Source organism: Arcticibacter sp. (assembly GCF_045629565.1).
Lineage (GTDB): Bacteria > Bacteroidota > Bacteroidia > Sphingobacteriales > Sphingobacteriaceae > Arcticibacter.
In genome coordinates, this window is record NZ_JAZQRL010000129.1 from 16,487 (window position 1) to 36,464 (window position 19,978).

The following is a 19,978-nucleotide window of genomic DNA, read 5'->3' on the forward strand; positions in this document are numbered from 1 at the left end:
CGACAAAAGGTCATAATAACTGGGTACGAGTTTTGATAAAGATAGCATTTCTTGTATTCGAAAGATGTTATCTATTTATTTAACTTTAGCGGTTTCGAATTTATGTAAGTGCTACCATGCAAGAGATCAAAAAGGTTCTGTACCAGAAGTGTATAGGGTATGCCGATGAGCGGATATCCTCCATTGAAAAGGCGTTACAGGCGTCACATGAGGCCTCGGTCAACGACACGAAGAGCAGTGCCGGCGATAAGTATGAAACAACGCGCGAGATGATGCAGCAAGAGATATCCCGAAATGCTCAGCAGCTAATGGAAGCGAAGAAGCTGCGTATGGCGCTTGATAAATTCAGTCCTGAAGCGACTTCAGATATGATCAAGCAAGGCAGTCTTGTGGTTACTTCCGGTGGTGATTTCTATATCAGTATCAGTGCAGGGCAAGTGATGGCGGTGGGAAGGTCTGTATATGCCATATCTGCACATTCGCCGATCGGGCGCCTGATGATGGGGCGTAAGGCCGGGGACTCTATAGAAATGAACAAGAAGATCTTTAGTATACTACAAGTTTACTAACCTGGCGCTATCGCACTCGTTTAGCGTCTATTGCCTCCACCCAGCGCTTCCGGTTGCACCTTTTACAACGACATTCGTCTGCGGCGGGATGCTTTTCGACGTTTCCGCAGAAGGAGCAGGCGTAAATCCCGGCTTTGGAGATCCTGAATACCGCCTTTTCGAATAGCTCCGGAAGGATTGGTAACCCATAGCGTACCTTTTCATCAGGATAAAAATAGACACTGATATTTCCTGAGGTTTCAATGATTGCTGTCTCCACTTGTCCGAGATGAGAAATGCTGTATTGCCTGAGTTCAGAGAAGAATTCATCATAAGCGAGACCTTCTTTGCTGAAATTGTCTATAGAAAACTCACCATCGCGAATGAGGTAGGTCGCTTTTCCTTCGACGAGCGTATCGAAGTCACTGCTTTTGGCAGTGAGGTATGTTGTAAGTCTGTAAGAGGCAACGATGATCGTGAAGATCACCACCGGTATAAGCATTCCTACCTCCCTATAGAACATCGGGTCGCCGGCGGCGGATCCAAGGCTTATGATGACAACCAGTTCAAAGACTGAAAGCTGGCCGACTCCCCGTTTTCCGAGCAGGCGTAGGCCTACCAATATGATGACGTACATGGCGAGGGTACGAGCCGCAATTTCAACCAGAAATACCCAGTCTTCTTCACCCATTAACAGCTTCGTCCAGTCTATTTTCAGCAGCATTTCTTTTCAGATAATATTTATACCTTTAGAAACAAAAGCACAGGTATTTGTTTGAAATGCTGCTGAAAATACTACTTACCATAGCGGGCGTACTTCTTCTGATCTGGATCAGGAAGAGGTTCAGGTTTTGAAGACGAAAGCGCTTACTCCTGAAGCGCTTTTGAAATAAGAGAGGATCCTTCAGGACTGTACGGTAATTGCAGCGCGGCGGCATGTCCGTCTTTACTCATCTTTTTCCATGTTTTCCGTAATACGTTGATCATCTTTTCTTCACTTAACTTTCGGATGAGATCGTCATATTGGAATTCAAGGAAAACCAGGCAAAGGGCATCTTCGATAACCTGAACGTCAGCATCCAGTTTCAGTCGCTGCTTTTGAATGATCTGTTGAACCCGCTCTACTTCTTCGGGCGTATAGCCAACCTGAGTTAAGATCGCTCCTGCTTTAGCTGCGTGGAATTTGCCAAGATCACTTCTCCATTTAAGGTATCCGGTCCTTCCTTCTGGATAGTCGCTGCGGGGACTCTCCCACCTACCAATATGCTGGCTTCTTGATGCGAGGAGCAGGTATTCATTTGCATCAGGCTGAATCTTCTTCACCCAGTTATAGAGTTCGATCGCGTAAAAATATTCTGCCGGAAAGGTTTGCCCTTTCCATACGACCTGATCAGGACTTTGCTTATTGTATTGGTCAAAAAGCTCGAAAGCTTGTTGCAATTTGCTCATAAGGTTTTTTTGAAATTACTTATTCTTTCTTCGCGAAGATACCCAAGTCATGAATAAAACAAAATAAGGATTCTAGAAATCGCCGGGCTCGTATTGGTAGACTACCTGATAAGGCAGATTTTTCAGCTTTTGAGCAAGTTGACCGATCTGGAGATTTTCTTTCTGGGGAGTTGGCTCGCATATGCTGTATGCCTTGCCTTGGTAGATGATAGGTTTCCCGATTACTTTGTCAAAACGGACTGCCATGGTTATGTGTGTAGGATAAAGTACAGCGATCATGGGGAGATTGTAAATCTCTTTCACCAGGTAAAAAAACAGTGCAGCGCGGTCGTCGCAATCGCTGTATTTAGCGAACAGCGTTTCTTCGGCCGAAAGCCTCTTCTCCTTACCGAAATTTTCTTCATCATCTTCATAAAGGAAAGCGTAACGGGTAAAGCGCATCAAATAGTCAACACCTTTTTTTTGGCTCATGCCGTCGATATTCTGTTTCAGCAAGGGAATAAGAGAACCATACGTTTCTTTACTTAAAGGGATGTTGAAGTAAGATTCGAAGTCTACTCCCGGATAGTTTGCGAATATGGTTTCTATTTCGGGATTCAACTTCACCGCAAAATGATAGGTTTTCTGCTTGTATTTAAATTCCAGTTTTTTAACCTTATACTGCTCGGGCCTGAAGTCGGGGAGCCTTGTAATCTTGTAAGAGAATGAGCGCGTTGCTTCAGGAATGGAAATCCGCACCGGTAAAGGAGGATTCGTATGAAGATCAGCTTTTGGATAATCGTGTATGTTCAGGCACATGTACTTCCTGTCATCTACCATAAAGAAAGGTATGTCAGCGATATCTTCGTCATTGTAGACGTAGAAGATGATCTTATCGCCTGCTATCGCCAGTCGGGCGTCATATCCTGACTTGCTTAATAAAAACCATTTGTATAGCGTGTAACGAGTATAGTTCTCGGCTTTGGGACTGATTTGTTGAGCGACTCTTCTGATGAGTTGGTAATAGAGCCAGTCGTTCAATTGGTAACGTAGGCGGTATGCGAGCATCGAGTCCACCATGGGCTCATATTTACTTGCGTTAAGTGAAGTAAAAAACGCCCTGATGGAAGACGGCTCAAGCGCAGGTGGAGACGGGATATGAACGGACTGGTCTACTTCCAGATTATAAGTGCTCTCGTAAAATTCAAAACAGTATTGCCCACTCCCGCTTTGTGCGAGAGTGTGGCTGATGCAGCCAATAAACATAGAAATATACAATACTACTCTGAACATGATCGTAACCCTCTTATAAAGTTACGTGTAGCCGAGTAAGAAAGTTTGCATATTAACACATTGTTACCTGATCGTTATCATCTAATTAAAGTTTGGCTTCCTGTCTTACGGTTTCACGTTCTTCAACGGAACCAGGCTGTTCAGGTAATCTTCGATATTTGAGTAGCCGCTTTTGTTAATCAGAGCGGCATCAGAAGCATCATTAGGATTAAGCCCTTTGCTTTTCTCATAAGCGTCGGGCATTCCATCATTGTCTGAGTCCACATAGGGCTTTCCTTTGTAAACCGGATAGCCGCCGACCTGGCTTACATCCGTAATGATCCCCTTTTTATATGAATCTTCTGGAAGCCGTCTTTTAATGTATTCCTTTCCAACTCCTGTTTTTCCGTTCTCTGTATACTCTATCTTTCCGGTCTTCACTTGTCTGATGATACGCTCATCAACGGCGTCACGCTTCGGGAGTGCAGCACCTACGTTTGTCAGCACATAATGGTAAGCCTCCTGAGCAGAAAGGGTTGACACCGGGCTCATGGGGAGGGGTTTATCCACTTTGATGCGGGCAAGCTGGTCGCCCGCATCTGGAAGGTTTCCGATCTGCACACCGCCGTCCCAGTTATTTTTTGTTACTTTATCGTTGCCCTCTACAATATTTCCATGAACGTATGCCTTTCCGAACTGGTTCCTGTTCGCCTGGTCTCTACCGGATTCAGGCTTCAGAATCCGGTGAGCGATAGGTTCATTAAGGGGGGTAATGGGTCCCGGCTTGTAGTAGTTATTTATAAAATTGTAAAGGGATTTATTATCGCCTCCGTCGGCACTCCTGTTCCACCAGTTGAAAATAACATTGTTAACGAACCCGAAGTCACCATACATGCCGATGGAAGGGTTGCGGCTGATATTATTTGCCCATAGATTGCGCATAAATGTACTGTTAAGTCCACCTATCGTGCTTCCGAAGGCATGGTTATAGGTATCGAGCGCTTCGGAGAAAATTGAATTTTGAATGGTGACGTTTACGGTGGGCAGTTTTTCCGGCTTTGAGCCATCGCCTTTATCATAAACGTGTCTGTACATCGACATGTTCTCATCAAGCCCCCAGCTGGCGGACACATGGTCAATTATGATATTGCCGACGCCATTACCTCCAAGGGCATCATCACGACGGGTTACGTCTGTTCCGCCTCTGCGGAAACGCATATATCTGATCACGACATCGTGTGTGTTGATCCAGAGCGATTCGCCTGCAATGCAGACCCCGTCGCCGGGAGCGGACTGACCTGCAATGGTTATGTAAGGAGCACGAATAATTACCGGACTTTCAAGGTTGATGATTCCCGCCACATTGAATACGATGATACGGGCGCCCCCCTGCTCGCAAGCTTCACGTAAAGTGCCCGGCCCCCTATCTGCAAGCGAAGTCACCACATAAACTTTTCCTCCCCTGCCTCCGAAGCTGTAAGCTCCGCCACCTTCCGCACCTGGAAACGCTGGAATAGATGCCTGCGGCAAATCAGCGGGTTTAGACGCCCATGGGATGAATGGTTTTCCTTGTTTATTGTCCCGTTCTACGACCGGAAGAGCCTTTTTCCATGCTTCGTCGGATAGCCTTTCATACTCTTTCATTACTGAGTCGGCATGTGCTTCCATATGTTTCGGTATGACAGGGTACTGCGCTGACACTTGTGCCGCATACCCGGTTGCTGCTGTGAGGAGCAAAATGTTCCAGACTTTCTTCATTAATCTAAGCGTTGGTTATCTCTCAAAGATATGTGCCGGGAAAGTTAATCGATAATACGATTTTGGCGGAGTTTTGTAGCATGTTATCATTTATTATGCTGATGGCGGCTGCGGCAGTTATTCTGGTTTTTACTTACTCCAAACAAAAGGCAGGGATCTGGTATTTTATTCTCTAAAACATACGCTTTATGGTCAGGTGGCATATCGGTTGTTCCGGCTTTCACTACAAGCACTGGAAAAACCTGTTTTATCCGGAGGGACTTGCGCAGAACAAATGGTTTTCCTTCTATGCCGGGCACTTCAGTGCTTTGGAACTAAACGCAACCTTTTACAGAACTCCCACGCTGAAATCATTGGCGAACTGGTATACTATCAGTCCGGATGGTTTCAACTTTGCCGTTAAAGCGCCCCGGACGATTACCCATTACAGGAAGTTTAACGACGTTCAGGATATTATCACCCGTTTCTACGATCTTATACAAACAGGACTTCAGGAGAAACTGGCAGTGGTGCTGTTCCAGCTACACCCCCATTATGCTTATACGGAGGCTCATCTGGATGCCATGATGAACAGTTTGAGCCCTTCTTTTACAAATGTTGTCGAATTTCGCCATCCCAGTTGGTGGAACGCAGACGTTTACCGCACGTTCGGTGAAAGAAATATAGTTTTTAGCGGCATAAGCCATCCTACTCTGCCGGACGATGTTATAAGCAATTCGCGGTCGCTCTATTACCGCTTCCATGGCGCGGCAAACCTTTACAGCTCTGAATATTCTACAGAGGAGCTTGCTGCTTTTGTGAGGTTAGTTGAAGAGAGGGATGTGTCGGACGCCTATATCTTCTTTAATAACGATATTGGCGGAGCAGCGGTGAGGAATGCGGCTGAACTTAGAAAGCTCATTTCCCTGTAACATTGTGAATGAACAGATTTAAGTACTTGATTAAGTGGAAAATTTAACTGACATTTGAAATAATGGCAACGTTAATACGTACATACGGCAATTTAGAGAACTCTGTGGCACGACCGCAGGGTGTCAACGTTGTATGTGGGTATGCGGTATTCCAAAATTCCAAGGACTTTATTACTATAGCCCCGGCCATACTTGGTCTTGGGGCCAGCCAATAAGCAATCGTTTTTATTTCTTAGCTTTTACTGAATGGTTATTATCTTAATGACCATCAAATGCTTTTTAATTTTTTAAGAGCGCAGAACCATTCAGTAAGTCACCTAAGACATACGTACGATGCTGGAGGCTTCCCATCACAGACACATCAATAATCTAAATTATTTATTATGAAGACAGAACAATTAATTATCGTTAAAAAAGAATTAGAATTACTTAAAAAACATTTAGCACATAGCGACCTTTCTGAATTCAACCGGAACAAACTATTGGCTGAGCTGAAGTCGGCCAAAATAATGAAAGAGCAAGAGCTGCCCGATGACGTGGTATGTCTAGACTCCAAGATAGATATTCAGGAGATGACCAGCAAGCAGACATTTACTTTTCATCTGGTGCTTCCGTCTGAAGCGAATATGAAACAGAAAAAAATCTCCGTGTTTGCTCCTATTGGAATTGCTTTATTAGGTTATCGCAAAGGCTCAATTGTTCAATGGGAAATGCCTAATGGGTTGAAGACTTTCGAAATTTTAAGGGTTGTTCAGCATGTTAGTCAGGAGACGTCTGATCTGGCGACAGATGGGATTTCGCAGTAATAATTATGTTATAATCTTAAATAGTTAGGCGGAATTTTGTGATTTACAATTGTTCTCGTGATTTATTGCCATTTATTTAGTATCTATATATACATTTAGCAGAAAAAGTCCCGAAAATTGAGCTTTTTACTAGGGTATTCTGTAAAATCGGGCGTTTAAGTCAAGCTTTGGTAAAAGCGCCCGATTAAATGTTAACAGACTAAAACAAAATGCAAGAAGAACAGATCTCGGTATTCGATATTTTTAAAATAGGCATTGGTCCTTCCAGTTCACATACATTAGGCCCCTGGAGGGCAGCACAAAAGTTCGTTCAAGCACTGGATAAACAGGGCTCGGTTGGAAGCATCAGTTCTCTCAAAGTAGTGTTGTATGGATCGCTTGCAAAAACGGGTAAAGGCCACGGCACTGACTTGGCTGTCCTTTTAGGCCTTAGCGGCTTTGACCCGGTAACTATTCCTACGCATAACATTACGGAAACTTTCGACATCATCAGGCATTCATCTGTCATTCAATTAGATGGTAGATATTCTGTGCCGTTTAATTTTTCAGAGGATTTAGAATTCCGGATGTTTGAATCGCTTCCGGATCATCCTAATGCGCTTACATTCACGGCGTTTACTACAGGAGGATTGGAAATTTCTGAAACGTATTTCTCCATTGGCGGAGGATTTATATACGGAAAAAGTGACGACCCGGCACAGACAAAAAGCAGAAGGGTGTTACTCGCCTATCCGATCGGATTTGCGAATGACCTCCTCGGATATGTTGAAGGAAGCGGAAAAGCCATTTCGCAAATAGTACATGAAAATGAGCTTAGCTGGAGGAGTACTGCGGAGATCGGGCGGGAGCTTCAGGCTATCTGGCAGGTAATGAAGGACAGCGTTTTCAAGGGTTGTCATACAAGAGGTGTGCTTCCGGGCGGGCTTGAAGTAAAGAGACGGGCTGCCGAAATTAACCAGACTCTCTTGGGTAATGAACATTATGACGGTTACTCTCAATGGACGGAGCGCATAAAGACGAAAGACACTGGCTTTCAGTACACGCTTGATTGGGTGAGTTGCTTTGCGCTCGCTGTAAATGAGGAGAACGCCGCTTATGGCCGTGTGGTCACCTCCCCTACAAACGGCGCCGCAGGGGTCATTCCCGCCGTATTGTTGTATTATTTGATTTTTTGCGACGGAAAGGAAACTGATGTGATGCGTTTCTTGCTTACTGCCTCCGAAACGGGTTGTATTTTTAAAAAGAGTGCGACGATTTCGGCCGCAATGGGCGGATGCCAGGCAGAGATCGGTGTATCGTCGGCTATGGCTGCCTCGGGTCTTACGGAGGTATTAGGCGGCACTCCACAGCAATGCCTCATGGCGGCGGAGATTGCTATGGAGCACCACCTGGGTATGACATGCGACCCCGTAGGGGGATTAGTACAAATTCCTTGTATTGAAAGGAACACCATGGGAGCGATTAAGGCAATTACAGCGGCGCAGCTTGCCCTGCACAGTGACCCTAAGGTAGCCAAGGTATCCCTTGACAATGTTGTAAAGACCATGTGGGAGACCGCGCAGGACATGCATTCCCGTTATAAAGAGACTTCGGAGGGAGGATTGGCCATCAATATCCCGATTAGTCTCAGTGATTGTTAAACCCCCATCCCTTAAATAGTGATACGACCACCAGTTACAGGAATTGTAGCTCCAGCGATGTAACTGGCTTCATGTGAGGCAAGAAACACATAGGCGGGAGCGATTTCAACAGGCTGTCCCGGACGTCCCATCGGCGTGTCGGATCCAAAATTTTCAGGGTCTGGCATTGTAGAGGGAATCAGCGGTGTCCATACCGGTCCCGGAGCGACTGCATTTACCCGTATACCTTTATTGTTTTCAAGCAAAATCTGGCTCAGATTTGCTGTGAAATTTTGAATCGCACCTTTGGTCGCAGCATAAGGAAGCAGCTTCAGGCTTGGTGAGTATGCATTAACTGAGGTGGTATTGATGATACTGCTACCGGGCTGCATATGTGGTTCCGCAGCCTTACATAAGTAGAACATCGCCGTGATATTGGTATCAAACGTTCGTGCCCACTCATCGGAAGGAACCTCGTGCAAGTCCTCATGGGCCATCTGATAAGCAGCGTTATTAACCAGAATATCTATTCTTCCGAATTCTTTAACGGTCTTATCGATGATTTCTTTACAATGCGACTCCTGGCGTATATCTCCTTTCACGAGCAGTGCCTTTCTTCCGGCGTTTCTCACGTATTCGGCCGTTTCTTCAGCGTCTTTGTCTTCTACATCAGCAAGATAGCTGATGCAAACATCAGCACCTTCTCTGGCGAAGGCAATGGCAACGGCACGGCCTATACCTGAATCTCCCCCGGTTATGATGGCTTTCATACCTTCCAGCTTACCTGTGCCTACATACGACTCTTCCCCGTGGTCTGCCTTCGGCTGCATCTGGTCTTCTGTGCCAGGTACTTCTTGTTCTTGCTTAGGGAATGGTGGTTTCGGATACCGATCGTGCGGATTTGGATTTAACTGTTCATTTTTCATAGACATGATGTATTTAGTTAGATAGGTTTAAAAAGACGAACAATGCGGATAGCTGATGGTTTTCTGAATTTTGCAAACATTTTGAATTGGCACAGGTTAACATGACAAACGATTAACCTATGAAGAACACAACATTATTAATGATGTCGCTTGGCGCTCTACTTGCGTTTCAGGCTTGTACAGACAGTAAAAACAACAACGGACGAAATACGGAAACAGACAGTACCGCCTATCTGGAAGATATTTCAGCAGATGAGGATACTACGCAGGCAGGTGCCTCCACCTTTTTTATGAAGGCGGCCGATGCGGGCATGGCAGAGGTTGAGTTCGGGAAATTGGCTCAGAAAGCAGCTAAAAATCAGGACGTCAAAGATTTTGCTGCCCAGATGGTGAAAGACCATACGAAAGCGAATGATGAGTTAAAGGCTCTGGCAACATCCAAAAACGTTCAATTGTCACCGGTTATAAGCAATGTATTTCAAGGGCAGCTGACTGACTTGAGCTCTAAGACAGGCGAGGAATTTGACAAACTATATATGGACCTTATGATGGTGCATCACATGGATGCTATCAAGTTGTTCGAAGAAACCAGTAAGAACGAGACAGACCCTGAAGTCAAAGCTTTTGCCGCCAAAACTCTGCCGGTATTGAAGGCCCATCACCAAAAGGCAGAGCCGTTGATGAAGAAATACAAGCAGGAACAGACGATGGGAAATCCTTCAAGAGTAAATACAACTAACTAGAAACGCTATGGCTCAACTCGATGTTCAACCGAAGAAAAAAAATCCATGGTGGATTTGGCTCGCAATTATTTTGCTAATAGTGGCCTTATTACTTTACCTTTTTTAAAGAATCGCAATGGAAGCACATGATGAGAATGTAAAAAGCAACCACCTCCAGGAATTGGGTGGAAGTGATTTTGAAATAGCTGATGGTCAGCCTAATATTAAAGGTTGGGAAGTTCTTGGTCCCGGCGGTCAAGACCTGGGCGAGGTAGCTGAGCTGTTATTTGATGAAGGTTCACGTAAAGTTCGCTATCTGGTTCTGGATCTGGCAGAGAACGAATGGAATCTCGAAGAACGCGAAGTTCTTGTTCCAATAGGTCTCGCTGAGATCGACGTTGAGCGAGATGAAGTGATATTACCTTTAGTGACGCCCGAACAGCTCGCAGCTTTGCCTGATTATAGCAAGAATGATCTATCGTTAGAAACGGAAATAATTATCAGAAGTGTTTTTATGAACGCTGATCCGGTCAGTTCAGCCTCTTTTCAGGACAACTTTTACGTTCATGAACACTTTGATGAAGAAAGGCTTTACAGCCGCCGTAAAGCGGCACCAGTCAAAACCCCTCATACCGTTATTGGTGTGTTTGAAAATGGGTTCACTGCGCAGACAGCAATCCAGAAACTAAAAAATAGTGGTTTTCTTGATGAGAATATAGACGTATCTGTCCGAGGGACCCACCATAGCGAGTCTGAGTACTTAAACAGGCTGAGTGGCTTTTTCGGAACATTATTCGATGATCATGATGAGGCTGCCCACTTTTCCAAACTTGCGGCTGAGGGTTCCGTGGTGACTGTACATACTCAGTCTATTGCAGAATCAGAGGTCGCCATGCGTGTGCTGGAAGATTACGGAGCAGAGGTTAAAGATGATCCTGAAATTACTGCGGGAACTACTATAAATCCGGAACCGGAAGAAGGAAGTGAAACGTTCAGAAAGCAAATCCGTACGCGAATTATTGAACGTCAGGTCGAGAACAGTAAGAGGCTTCGGACAGGGATCTGATAGCTAAGTTAAAATTACTAACTTTGTTAGTAATGAAACGCTCAGGAACTGCAGACCTACCCTTACACTACGGAAAAGTACCGATATGGCTCGCGGAGCGCATGTCTACCCTCGGCCTTGCCATTATCGAAGCTATTGTGCTGGATTATGGCAAGGCCGAAGTTTTGCGGCGTCTGAGTGACCCCTTCTGGTTTCAAAGCATGGGCGCGGTGATGGGTATGGACTGGCATTCCTCGGGGATAACCACCTCCGTTATGGGGGCGTTAAAGCGTTCAGTAAATTCACGATCAAGAGATCTTGGCTTGTATATATGTGGCGGGAAAGGTAAAGCTTCGCTGATGGCACCTTCAGAATTGCTTGGCGTGGCAGAACGAACCGGACTTAACGGGGATCAGCTGGTAAGGAGTAGCAAGTTAAGTGCAAAGGTCGATAACACGGCCGTTCATGATGGTTTTCAGTTATATATGCATTCTTTCATCGTAAGCAGTGATGGTGACTGGACGGTGGTCCAACAGGGAATGAGACAGGGAAGCTCGACTGCCCGGCGTTATCACTGGCATTCCTCCGGTTTACAATCTTTTGTTGAAGATCCGCACACATCTGTTTATGGTGAAGCTGTCGGTTCAATAATTAATCTCGCTGACAAACGAGCTTCAGGGGCAAGATCGAGCATCATGGACATGAGCACGGAGCCGCCTGAGCGAATGATCAGGGAAATCAAAAAACTCGTGATGCCTTCGCACCATGATGTCCGATCAAAAGATATCGACATCAAAAGATTAGGTGCTATGCTCTGGGTTGCTCATCAACAAGGGCCGAAGGATTTTGAAGATTTGCTGTTGCTGACTGGTATGGGACCACGGACTTTGCAGTCGCTTGCACTGGTAAGTGAAGTTATCTACGGCACTCCAACACGTTTTAGTGATCCAGCACGGTTCTCAATGGCTCATGGAGGAAAAGACGGGCATCCTTTTCCGGTTCCAGTGAAGGTCTATGACGATACCATCCAGGTGCTAAGAAAAGCTGTAGATGGTGCTAAGTTAGGACAATCGGAGAAGATGGACGCTGTGAGGCGACTTTCCAGGATGTCAGAAGCAGCAGAGAAAGGATTTACTCCCCGGAGCAACCTGGAGGCTTTACTGGAAAAAGAACGAAAAGATTCCTGGAAGTATGGGGGGCGGACCGTTTTCGGGAAGGCCGGTCGCTCGGCCGGCGATCAGCTTAAACTTTTTTGATATCGTCTCTATCTTCCTTATACTTCTATCACACAATAATAAGTTTTCAGTTGTTTAAGATTTATGAAACCAACTACAGATGAGATTCGGAAAGCCGCTGAACAGGCAATACCTGACCTGGAGATAAAAAATATGCCTGTCGAAGACGAGCTGCATGTGCCGATAACGATGAACGGTTACTTTTATCTCGTGGTCTTTTGCAAGGATAGGGCAGCCGAAAGAACCACTAACTGGATATTTGACAGCATTATAGAGAGGTAAGAAACGCCATGCTTCCAGCAGGAGTCCTTAAAGCGTATAATTTCATTTACAAATAGGTATTTTTCTTGCCAACATTCTGGTTTCTGAAATTGTTATATGATTAACATTACAACCAACCAGAAGATGAAAAAGATACTTGCCATCAATCCGATAGACACCCCGGATGAAGATATTTCCCAAAGTGCCATATGTATAGCCAAAAGCTTAAAAGCCGAAACGTTCCTCTGGATGAAAGTGGATGCGGGTTTCGTACAGAATAAAAAGAAAGAGGTTGTCCATGCAGGAGATGTAGACACTGTTATTGACGAAGTGCCTCTGGACGAATTTGATGGCGTTCGCGAAAGGGGCCAGGCTGACAAACCCAAAGTTGAGGGTAGCGTTTCACACCTTCTGGAAATTAAATATTCAAATGATCTGCTTTCTGATATCGTAAGAAAAGAGCAGATAGAGCTTGTTGTAATATCTTCGGGTGCGAAGAACTCCGTTCCTGACGTTCCCGAGAGCGAAGTATATGACATTCTTGAAAAGGCTAAATGTCCCGTTCTGATTATTCCCAAGAACCATGTAATCAAGAATATTGACAATATTGCCTATGTAACTGACCTCAGATATTGTGATATGTCTGTTATCCGTCCCCTGGTTAAATTGGCCGGAGCGTTCAGATCAGGTATCCAACTTGTTCATCTGACAGCAGACGGCTTACCTGAAATGGCCGAATGCTACATGCGCGATTATTTTAAGCATGAGTTATCCAGGCTGATGAATTATCCAAAGGTGCGGTATGTAAATCTTAAGCATAAAAATAAGGCAGAGGAACTGAACCAGAAGATGTCTGAAATCAAAGCTGACATCATGGTACTCCAATGGAAGCGCCATGGAATGTTTAACAAGCTGTTTAAAGCCAGTTCTTCGGTTTATGATTTCTCCCGGATACCACTTATCTTATTTCCTTAATTAGCGTTTTGCCGCAAGATTATGTGTATGTGGAACATACGCGTTTTCGCGGCAAAAATACCTGATCTTATCACTCATCAGGTGGTTGAACTGGCCTGTGGTTCCTTACAACCTCGTTTTCCACATCGCAGTATGGTCAACGAAAATGTTGTTCTAAACAAAAGAAGCGTTCGTTTGTCAATACTTTATCTACCTATTGAAAAACATTTATTTATTAATGGAAATAAACTCTATTGATGATAATCCATTCAGATCATATCTGATGGCTGGTTTTGAGTGCGCTGATCTTTTGAATCTAAGTGGTAAGCGAATTGACTTTATGAAAATTACAGGCCATCTCGATCAGCTAGACCATGATTACGCGATGCTTAAAGATTTCGGGATCAGCACCGTCAGGGAGGGCATTCGCTGGAGCCAGGTTGAAGCCAGGCCTTACGAGTACGACTTCTCGGTTGCCGAACTGATGATAAGGACGGCTTCGGAGAAAGGAATTCAACAAGTCTGGGACATATGTCATTTTGGTTTTCCTGATGATCTGAGCCCTTTTCATCCGCAATTTGAAAAAAGGTTTGTATCGGTAAGTGTCGCATTCGCTCGGCACTGCTTAGAGAGAACCGATTCGCGTCAGCCCCTTATTATAACGCCGATCAACGAGGTTAGTTTTTTATCCTGGCTATGTGCCGAAGCTGGCGAAACCTTTCCTTACTGTAAGCAACAGGGATGGGAAGCCAAATATGCGCTCATGAAAGCATATATCGCCGCTGCAAAGGCCTTGAAAGAGCTCGACAAGCGTATACTTATCCTTGCCACGGAACCTCTTGTCAATATTGTTGCTCCTTCGGATGCTACAGATGAGCAGATATCAGAGGCGGCGTTGCAACATGAGTTTCAATATCAGGCCATGGATATACTTTGCGGAAGGATTTGTCCGGAGTTGCGAGGATCTCCCGACCTCCTGGATATATTGGGTCTTAACTTTTACTATAACAACCAGTGGATAACTGGATTTGAAGCATTTTTACCCTGGGCCAATCTGGAGCCTGACCAAAGGTGGCGGCCGCTTTCCGAACTTCTGGTAGAAGCATACTCCCGCTTCGGGAAGCCCATGATTCTGAGCGAAACCAGCCATTCGGGAGTGGACAGGCCACACTGGTTCAACTTTGTATGGAGGGAGATTAACTTGGTTGCTCCTGAAATCCCTTTTTGGGGAGTGTGCCTCTACCCTATTGTTGACCGGCCGGACTGGAATGACTTGAACTATTGGCATGGTTCAGGACTTTGGGATAATACAAATATCTCTGGCAAGCCTAACAGAACGCTATATCAACCTCTAGCAACAACAATCAGAAAAAACATACTACAAAAAGACGTTTCCTATGAAATCGAAAATCGCGTTTATTAGTGAACACGCATCTCCGCTTGCTACAATCGGCGGAGTGGATAGCGGTGGCCAGAATGTCTACGTAGCAGAGCTGGCAAAGCAACTGGCGACGTTGGGTTATGATATCGATATCTTCACGAGAAATGATGATCCCGGTCTTGAAAAGATCGTTTTTTTGGTACCTGGTATACGCGTTATTCATGTAAATGCAGGTCCTGCTTGCATTTTGCCAAAGGAGGATTTATGGGACTATATGCCTGAATTCAGAGATAGTATGCTTCGGTTTATGCAACGGGAAAGCGTGAATTATGAGATGATCCATGCTAACTTCTGGATGTCTGGCTGGGTAGCATCGGAGATCAAAGAAATTCTCGGTATCCCGTTTGTCATTACATTTCATGCACTGGGGTATATCCGGAAGCTCTATCAACACGATGATGATAAATTTCCGTCAATACGTATCTCGATAGAAAAAGAGATTGTAAAGTACGCTGATGCAATTATTGCAGAGTGTCCGCAGGACAAACAGGACCTTATAAGCTACTATATGGCGTCTGAAGAGCGGATTGCTATCGTACCCTGCGGTTTCAGTAAGAAGGAGTTCCAGCCAATCAGTCAGTCATATTCAAGAAAGAAACTCGGCCTTGATCCGGATGAAAAAATAATCCTGCAGTTGGGGCGTATGGTAGCAAGAAAAGGGATAGATAATGTTATCAGAGCGACATCATTATTATGCAAGGCCAATATGCCAGTCAGGCTTCTGGTAGTAGGAGGCGACTTCGAAAACCCGGATAGCGCTGATAATGCGGAACTAAACCGGCTAAAGTCAATCGTAACGGAAGAAGGTATCAGCTATGCTGTGACATTTGCGGGGAGAAAGGGCAGAAATATACTGAAATACTATTATTCTGCAGCGGACGTATTTGTTACGACTCCCTGGTATGAGCCTTTCGGGATCACTCCGCTTGAATCGATGGCCTGTGGAACGCCGGTAATCGGATCAAACGTAGGAGGGATTAAGTACAGCGTCGAACATGGCAAGACCGGCTTTTTAGTGCCTCCGGAAAACCCCGCATTATTAGCGGATTCCATAGGCACGATATTGTCTGATGCGCATATGCGTCAATTGATGCGTATCGAATCCATCAAAAGGGTAAACACTATGTTCACGTGGCAGAAAGTCGCCACGCTGATCAGAGACCAATACAAGAGCGTAATGTCGCCATCACAGCATAAGCTGCTTCCGGCAAAAGCGAAAACAAAGGCTGCCTGATAAGATTCTAGCCTGCATGCCCAAGTGGCATGTGGCTTTTTACCTTGTCTATAAGTGCATATAAATCGAAGGGTTTGGCAATAAACTCGTCGCAGCCGTATGTGCCGAGCGACTCGAATACCCTCGGATAAGCAGACATCATAATTACCGGCACTTCACGCGTCTGATTCTCACTCTTGATCTGGTGGCAGACCTCTCCCCCATTGATTCCCTGGAGCAGGTAATCAATCAAGACCAGGTTTGGCTGATACTCTGTCATTAAGCTAAAGAAGGACTTGATATCCATCGCTGTTTTCACCTCGAACTCTTCATAGGTCAGCGCTTCGTCGAGTACATCCAGGATATACCGGTCATCGTCTAAAACTAAAATCTTCCTTTTCACTTTCATCGCATCGTTTTTTATAGTGAACACTGCGGTTGTTGGATTACCTGCCGTTCACCATAAAGGTAGCAATGCCAAATAACCGATAAAAACGAATTTATAACATAAAATCATGTGGTAACTACCCTCAAAACGAGCTAGTTAATAATGCTATTGCGAATAGCGTATCTGATAAGCGTAGCGGTGTTCTTGGTGCCGGTTTTTTCCAGTAAGTTCTGCCGGTGGCCTTCAACTGTCCTGCGACTGGTGAATAATTTGTCGGCAATCTCCTGATTGGTAAATCCATCAGCTATAAGATGAAGTACCTCCTCTTCCCGTTGCGACAGATCTACCGATTGGCCGGTGACTGCCTCAGTAGGCGAGTTCAGCTGCTTTTTAAGCATTTCAAACACCACTTCTGAACATATATATCTTCCGCCCGCAGCTATATGCCTGATCGCGAAAAGCATCTGTTCAATGTCGATATTTTTCAGTAGATAGCCACTCGCTCCGGCGGTTATGGTTTGTTTAATATAATTTTCGTGATCCAGCATCGTCAGCATGATGATTCGTATGTCCGGAAATTCTGGTTTAATAATATTAATCAGATCCAGACCGCTCAAATCAGGCATGTTGATATCAGACAATATGACATCGACCTGTATTCCTGTTCTAAGTTTCTCGAGCGTTTCGTTGACGGTTTCTGCCTCCTCGGCGATCTCAATGTCTGGCTGTCTTTCCAATAGCGTTCGAATCCCATTGCGCACAATGTTATGATCTTCAACTAAAAAAACTTTAATGGACTTCATATGATAGTGTATAATTGTTATGCGAGGTCATCCTGCATGATATCTCCGTCGTTATGTAAAGAGTTCAAAAAATTCTTCAGACGCTCGATGTGAACATCTATAGAGTCTGCACTTTCATTATAACTTGATGACGCCTGCAGGTTTCCGGCGTGTTTTTCATGTTTACTGATTGTCTTTAAAAGACTTTTACGCTCTTCCATCATCCGTATAGAAACCCAAACAGATGCTTCTGTATTTTCTGCCTGCGTTTCAAGCAATACTTTCTCGTTATAGGTATGGCCTGTATGACACCTGTAACGGTGCGCAGGATCGTTGTTCAGCTTCCACAGTCCGCCACCGCATTCAGGGCAGGTGAAGACGGAGTTCTTTGCAATTTGTTCCATCTCATCGATGCTGCTGGTCATTCTTTCCGTTATATCGGCTTCAATTTGCAAGTCACGCGGGATAACATGTTGCTTTCTGGATGGTTTGGAAAATATATCCTGCAAGACGTAGCCTATATCGCTGATGTGAACGCGGTAATCTACATCCACGTTTAGTAACACATTGCTGGGCATGTCGGGAAACTCTGCCTCACCTGGCTCCTGTACGATACATATACCGCCACTTCGCTTAATGGCCGACATTCCGGAGGTTCCGTCATCAAGCATCCCGGTGAGCACAATACCTATTGTCGATGAACTGTAGGCAACTGCTGTAGACCTGAAAAGTACATCAATAGACGGACGCCATCGATTCTCATGAGGGCCTCTGGTAATCCGGATTACGCCAGCCTTTACTATCATGTGTCTGTCCGTTGGTGCCAGGTACAGATTACCTTCACGAATCGCGTCACCATCAGCGGCAATACTGCATCGGAATGATGTGTGTTTCTGCATATGATGTTGCATCACTTCCACCATAGATACTTTAGACAAGTGCAACACCACCATAATGGCAGCAGGCAAGTCTGCCGGAATCTTTGATACCAGTTCAGTAATCGCCTTAAAACCACCGGCTGATGCACCTATCACTATTATATGCTTGATATCGTTCATGTCGGCGGCTAATCAGTTAGTTTATTTAATACAATTTTTACGCAAGTACCCTTCCCTGGCTGCGATTTCACATCTACTGTTCCGTCATATAGTTTCGCCTTGCTGCTCACGTTCCTCAAACCAGTGCCTTGCGTATTTCCGGTTAAAGACTCCGGATCAAATCCCTTCCCATTATCAGTTACCGTAATTTCAAGCGCATGACCTCTATTAACTTTTACAACAACCTCACCTGCTCCAGAATGTTTAATTGCGTTGTTTATCAGATCCTGAATCATTCGAAAAACACAGGTTTCTAATGATGAGCTCAGGCGTTTATTAAGGCCTTTTGTTTCGGAACGAATGGTAAGTCGCGGCGTCGATAAGCGTTTACAGATCTCTTCAATGGTAATAGGAAGTCCGAAATCATTCAAAATAGAAGGTGCCAGTTCAAAAGCGATGTTCCTTGTTTCTTTGATCGCCAGGTCTACCAGTTTGCTCATGTTGGCTAAGGGATCGTCAGGCGATTTAAGAGCACCCATCTGCTGAATATTAAGCTTGATGCCATAAAGGAGCTGGCATACACCTGCGTGCAATGATTCGCTGATCCGTTTCCGCTCTGTTGCCTCGGTAGTAATTATGGCCTTGGTAATATTACGCTGCTGTTCGACTTTGAGTTGTTGCGCCTCACTCTCCAGGCGTTTCTTTTCGGAGATGTCCATTATGGTTCCCACAAAGCGTTTGACATTTTCCGGGCGCCGGATCAGATGGCCTCTCATAGACACATGGCACTTTTCTTTGTTCCTGACTATCGTGAATTCTATATCCACCTCCTTTTCATGGTTTATACACGTTCGGAGATGTTGGTCAACCATATAGCGATCATTTGAATGCACGATATCCAGAAAACTGTGGTATTCGCCGGTATAGGTTATGTTGTCGATTCCACAGAGCCCAAAGCTGGAATCGTTCAGGAATATCTTTCCGGTTGCATAGTCATATTCCCAGGTGCCGGCGTCCGAGGCCTCGAGTGCAAGCTCCAGTCTTTCCTTTGTTTCCTCCAGCTTGGCTACCGCCTCTATTCGTTCTGAAATGTCAATTACTGCAAGATAACAAGTTGCTGAGCGGGGTAGAAAGCCGTCAATTGCAGTTCCTTCCAATTGTCCAAAAAAAGTCTGTCCGCTATAACTGGTGAATTGAATCTGACAGTTACGTTTTTCATGACGATCAATGATATCATGAAAAAAACGATGAAAGTGATCACGGTCTGTAATTTCGATAAAACTTATGAAGCGCCGGCCTAATAGATCCGCTTTATCGATATCCAGGAGCTGAGATCCTGCAGAGTTAACGTCGCGGATATTCCCGTGATTATCAAGTATAAAATATCCGATTGGTGCAAGTTCGTAGATTCCCAGGAACCGGATGCGTTGCATCTCAAGCTCCTCATTTGTACGACGTAATTCGTCGTTCTGCATCTCCAATTCAAACTGGTGCACCTGCAGCTCCTGCAATAGCCGGTCTTTTTCCAGATCATTATTATCAGATCGACTGACATAAGGCGCAAGTCGATCCTGAGGAACATCTTTCAACTCCTTTCCGCTCTCTCCAGTAGATGTCCTTTTATTTTTCAAG

At 45.0% G+C, this 19,978-nt stretch carries 20 protein-coding genes; 11 read left to right on the forward strand and 9 right to left on the reverse strand.

Annotation, left to right across the window (positions count from 1 at the left end):
- The first annotated feature begins 116 nt into the window (after window positions 1-116).
- Window positions 117-569 (forward strand): 3-oxoacyl-ACP synthase, encoded by a 453-nt coding sequence (locus ACKI5J_RS18880; protein WP_407431322.1) that lies wholly within the window; start codon window positions 117-119, stop codon window positions 567-569.
- A 7-nt stretch (window positions 570-576) separates the two neighbouring features.
- Here the strand turns inward: ACKI5J_RS18880 and ACKI5J_RS18885 are convergent, their stop codons facing one another.
- The 4 genes from ACKI5J_RS18885 to ACKI5J_RS18900 all read right to left on the reverse strand — a co-directional run bounded on the left by ACKI5J_RS18885 (window position 577) and on the right by ACKI5J_RS18900 (window position 5,006).
- A complete protein-coding gene (locus ACKI5J_RS18885) occupies window positions 577-1,272 on the reverse strand; it encodes a DUF421 domain-containing protein (protein ID WP_407431324.1) in 696 nt (231 codons plus the stop codon).
- 143 nt (window positions 1,273-1,415) lie between these two features.
- The gene (locus tag ACKI5J_RS18890; RefSeq protein ID WP_407431326.1) at window positions 1,416-1,997 is read right to left on the reverse strand and encodes a DUF4202 domain-containing protein; all 582 of its coding nucleotides are present in this window, start codon (window positions 1,995-1,997) and stop codon (window positions 1,416-1,418) included.
- A 72-nt stretch (window positions 1,998-2,069) separates the two neighbouring features.
- Window positions 2,070-3,269, reverse strand: coding sequence for a hypothetical protein (locus tag ACKI5J_RS18895; protein WP_407431328.1), 1,200 nt, complete (start codon window positions 3,267-3,269; stop codon window positions 2,070-2,072).
- Between the two features lie 105 nt (window positions 3,270-3,374).
- On the reverse strand, window positions 3,375-5,006 hold the full coding sequence (locus ACKI5J_RS18900; protein ID WP_407431330.1) for a polysaccharide lyase: 1,632 nt from the start codon (window positions 5,004-5,006) through the stop codon (window positions 3,375-3,377).
- A gap of 188 nt (window positions 5,007-5,194) precedes the next feature.
- On the opposite strand from ACKI5J_RS18900, the gene ACKI5J_RS18905 reads away from it, so the two are divergent.
- The 3 genes from ACKI5J_RS18905 to ACKI5J_RS18915 all read left to right on the forward strand — a co-directional run bounded on the left by ACKI5J_RS18905 (window position 5,195) and on the right by ACKI5J_RS18915 (window position 8,363).
- The gene (locus tag ACKI5J_RS18905) at window positions 5,195-5,917 is read left to right on the forward strand and encodes a DUF72 domain-containing protein (RefSeq protein WP_407431332.1); all 723 of its coding nucleotides are present in this window, start codon (window positions 5,195-5,197) and stop codon (window positions 5,915-5,917) included.
- Between the two features lie 383 nt (window positions 5,918-6,300).
- A complete protein-coding gene (locus ACKI5J_RS18910; protein WP_407431334.1) occupies window positions 6,301-6,723 on the forward strand; it encodes a GreA/GreB family elongation factor in 423 nt (140 codons plus the stop codon).
- Between the two features lie 209 nt (window positions 6,724-6,932).
- The gene (locus ACKI5J_RS18915; protein WP_407431336.1) at window positions 6,933-8,363 is read left to right on the forward strand and encodes an L-serine ammonia-lyase; all 1,431 of its coding nucleotides are present in this window, start codon (window positions 6,933-6,935) and stop codon (window positions 8,361-8,363) included.
- An 11-nt stretch (window positions 8,364-8,374) separates the two neighbouring features.
- Here ACKI5J_RS18915 and ACKI5J_RS18920 read toward each other — a convergent pair whose 3' ends face one another.
- The gene (locus ACKI5J_RS18920; RefSeq protein ID WP_407431338.1) at window positions 8,375-9,268 is read right to left on the reverse strand and encodes an SDR family oxidoreductase; all 894 of its coding nucleotides are present in this window, start codon (window positions 9,266-9,268) and stop codon (window positions 8,375-8,377) included.
- 119 nt (window positions 9,269-9,387) lie between these two features.
- On the opposite strand from ACKI5J_RS18920, the gene ACKI5J_RS18925 reads away from it, so the two are divergent.
- The 7 genes from ACKI5J_RS18925 (at window position 9,388) to ACKI5J_RS18955 (ending at window position 16,160) form a co-directional block, all read left to right on the forward strand.
- Entirely contained in the window at window positions 9,388-10,011 is a 624-nt protein-coding gene (locus tag ACKI5J_RS18925; RefSeq protein WP_407431340.1) for a DUF4142 domain-containing protein, read from the forward strand.
- Window positions 10,012-10,126: 115 nt separating this feature from the next.
- Window positions 10,127-11,056, forward strand: a complete 930-nt coding sequence (locus tag ACKI5J_RS18930) for a PRC-barrel domain-containing protein (protein WP_407431342.1) — start codon at window positions 10,127-10,129, stop codon at window positions 11,054-11,056.
- Between the two features lie 32 nt (window positions 11,057-11,088).
- Window positions 11,089-12,291 carry a DUF763 domain-containing protein gene (locus ACKI5J_RS18935; RefSeq protein ID WP_407431344.1) on the forward strand — a complete coding sequence of 401 codons (1,203 nt, stop codon included), beginning with the start codon at window positions 11,089-11,091 and terminating at the stop codon, window positions 12,289-12,291.
- A gap of 63 nt (window positions 12,292-12,354) precedes the next feature.
- The gene (locus tag ACKI5J_RS18940) at window positions 12,355-12,552 is read left to right on the forward strand and encodes a hypothetical protein (RefSeq protein ID WP_407431346.1); all 198 of its coding nucleotides are present in this window, start codon (window positions 12,355-12,357) and stop codon (window positions 12,550-12,552) included.
- A 123-nt stretch (window positions 12,553-12,675) separates the two neighbouring features.
- A complete protein-coding gene (locus ACKI5J_RS18945) occupies window positions 12,676-13,506 on the forward strand; it encodes a hypothetical protein (protein ID WP_407431348.1) in 831 nt (276 codons plus the stop codon).
- A 217-nt stretch (window positions 13,507-13,723) separates the two neighbouring features.
- On the forward strand, window positions 13,724-14,908 hold the full coding sequence (locus tag ACKI5J_RS18950) for a family 1 glycosylhydrolase (RefSeq protein WP_407431350.1): 1,185 nt from the start codon (window positions 13,724-13,726) through the stop codon (window positions 14,906-14,908).
- A complete protein-coding gene (locus ACKI5J_RS18955) occupies window positions 14,883-16,160 on the forward strand; it encodes a glycosyltransferase family 4 protein (protein ID WP_407431352.1) in 1,278 nt (425 codons plus the stop codon). Before ACKI5J_RS18950 ends, ACKI5J_RS18955 begins: the two co-directional genes overlap by 26 nt.
- A gap of 7 nt (window positions 16,161-16,167) precedes the next feature.
- Here ACKI5J_RS18955 and ACKI5J_RS18960 read toward each other — a convergent pair whose 3' ends face one another.
- From ACKI5J_RS18960 to ACKI5J_RS18975, 4 genes are all read right to left on the reverse strand, one after another.
- The gene (locus ACKI5J_RS18960; RefSeq protein ID WP_407431354.1) at window positions 16,168-16,548 is read right to left on the reverse strand and encodes a PleD family two-component system response regulator; all 381 of its coding nucleotides are present in this window, start codon (window positions 16,546-16,548) and stop codon (window positions 16,168-16,170) included.
- Between the two features lie 131 nt (window positions 16,549-16,679).
- Window positions 16,680-17,330: a response regulator gene (locus ACKI5J_RS18965; RefSeq protein ID WP_407431356.1), complete on the reverse strand. Its 651-nt coding sequence runs from the start codon at window positions 17,328-17,330 to the stop codon at window positions 16,680-16,682.
- Window positions 17,331-17,347: 17 nt separating this feature from the next.
- Entirely contained in the window at window positions 17,348-18,367 is a 1,020-nt protein-coding gene (locus ACKI5J_RS18970) for a chemotaxis protein CheB (RefSeq protein WP_407431358.1), read from the reverse strand.
- Window positions 18,368-18,375: 8 nt separating this feature from the next.
- Window positions 18,376-19,977, reverse strand: a complete 1,602-nt coding sequence (locus ACKI5J_RS18975; protein WP_407431360.1) for a PAS domain S-box protein — start codon at window positions 19,975-19,977, stop codon at window positions 18,376-18,378.
- Between the last annotated feature and the right edge of the window lies 1 nt (window position 19,978).

What these genes read in the sequence shown, in the direction of transcription:
- ACKI5J_RS18970 (WP_407431358.1), bottom strand. Translation starts at nt 18,367, where the DNA reads ATGAACGATATCAAGCATATAATAGTGATAGGTGCATCAGCCGGTGGT.
- ACKI5J_RS18955 (WP_407431352.1), top strand. Translation starts at nt 14,883, where the DNA reads ATGAAATCGAAAATCGCGTTTATTAGTGAACACGCATCTCCGCTTGCT.
- ACKI5J_RS18920 (WP_407431338.1), bottom strand. Translation starts at nt 9,268, where the DNA reads ATGAAAAATGAACAGTTAAATCCAAATCCGCACGATCGGTATCCGAAA.
- ACKI5J_RS18905 (WP_407431332.1), top strand. Translation starts at nt 5,195, where the DNA reads ATGGTCAGGTGGCATATCGGTTGTTCCGGCTTTCACTACAAGCACTGG.
- ACKI5J_RS18935 (WP_407431344.1), top strand. Translation starts at nt 11,089, where the DNA reads ATGAAACGCTCAGGAACTGCAGACCTACCCTTACACTACGGAAAAGTA.
- ACKI5J_RS18945 (WP_407431348.1), top strand. Translation starts at nt 12,676, where the DNA reads ATGAAAAAGATACTTGCCATCAATCCGATAGACACCCCGGATGAAGAT.
- ACKI5J_RS18930 (WP_407431342.1), top strand. Translation starts at nt 10,127, where the DNA reads ATGGAAGCACATGATGAGAATGTAAAAAGCAACCACCTCCAGGAATTG.
- ACKI5J_RS18890 (WP_407431326.1), bottom strand. Translation starts at nt 1,997, where the DNA reads ATGAGCAAATTGCAACAAGCTTTCGAGCTTTTTGACCAATACAATAAG.
- ACKI5J_RS18950 (WP_407431350.1), top strand. Translation starts at nt 13,724, where the DNA reads ATGGAAATAAACTCTATTGATGATAATCCATTCAGATCATATCTGATG.
- ACKI5J_RS18880 (WP_407431322.1), top strand. Translation starts at nt 117, where the DNA reads ATGCAAGAGATCAAAAAGGTTCTGTACCAGAAGTGTATAGGGTATGCC.
- ACKI5J_RS18885 (WP_407431324.1), bottom strand. Translation starts at nt 1,272, where the DNA reads ATGCTGCTGAAAATAGACTGGACGAAGCTGTTAATGGGTGAAGAAGAC.
- ACKI5J_RS18940 (WP_407431346.1), top strand. Translation starts at nt 12,355, where the DNA reads ATGAAACCAACTACAGATGAGATTCGGAAAGCCGCTGAACAGGCAATA.
- ACKI5J_RS18895 (WP_407431328.1), bottom strand. Translation starts at nt 3,269, where the DNA reads ATGTTCAGAGTAGTATTGTATATTTCTATGTTTATTGGCTGCATCAGC.
- ACKI5J_RS18925 (WP_407431340.1), top strand. Translation starts at nt 9,388, where the DNA reads ATGAAGAACACAACATTATTAATGATGTCGCTTGGCGCTCTACTTGCG.
- ACKI5J_RS18965 (WP_407431356.1), bottom strand. Translation starts at nt 17,330, where the DNA reads ATGAAGTCCATTAAAGTTTTTTTAGTTGAAGATCATAACATTGTGCGC.
- ACKI5J_RS18915 (WP_407431336.1), top strand. Translation starts at nt 6,933, where the DNA reads ATGCAAGAAGAACAGATCTCGGTATTCGATATTTTTAAAATAGGCATT.
- ACKI5J_RS18910 (WP_407431334.1), top strand. Translation starts at nt 6,301, where the DNA reads ATGAAGACAGAACAATTAATTATCGTTAAAAAAGAATTAGAATTACTT.
- ACKI5J_RS18900 (WP_407431330.1), bottom strand. Translation starts at nt 5,006, where the DNA reads ATGAAGAAAGTCTGGAACATTTTGCTCCTCACAGCAGCAACCGGGTAT.
- ACKI5J_RS18960 (WP_407431354.1), bottom strand. Translation starts at nt 16,548, where the DNA reads ATGAAAGTGAAAAGGAAGATTTTAGTTTTAGACGATGACCGGTATATC.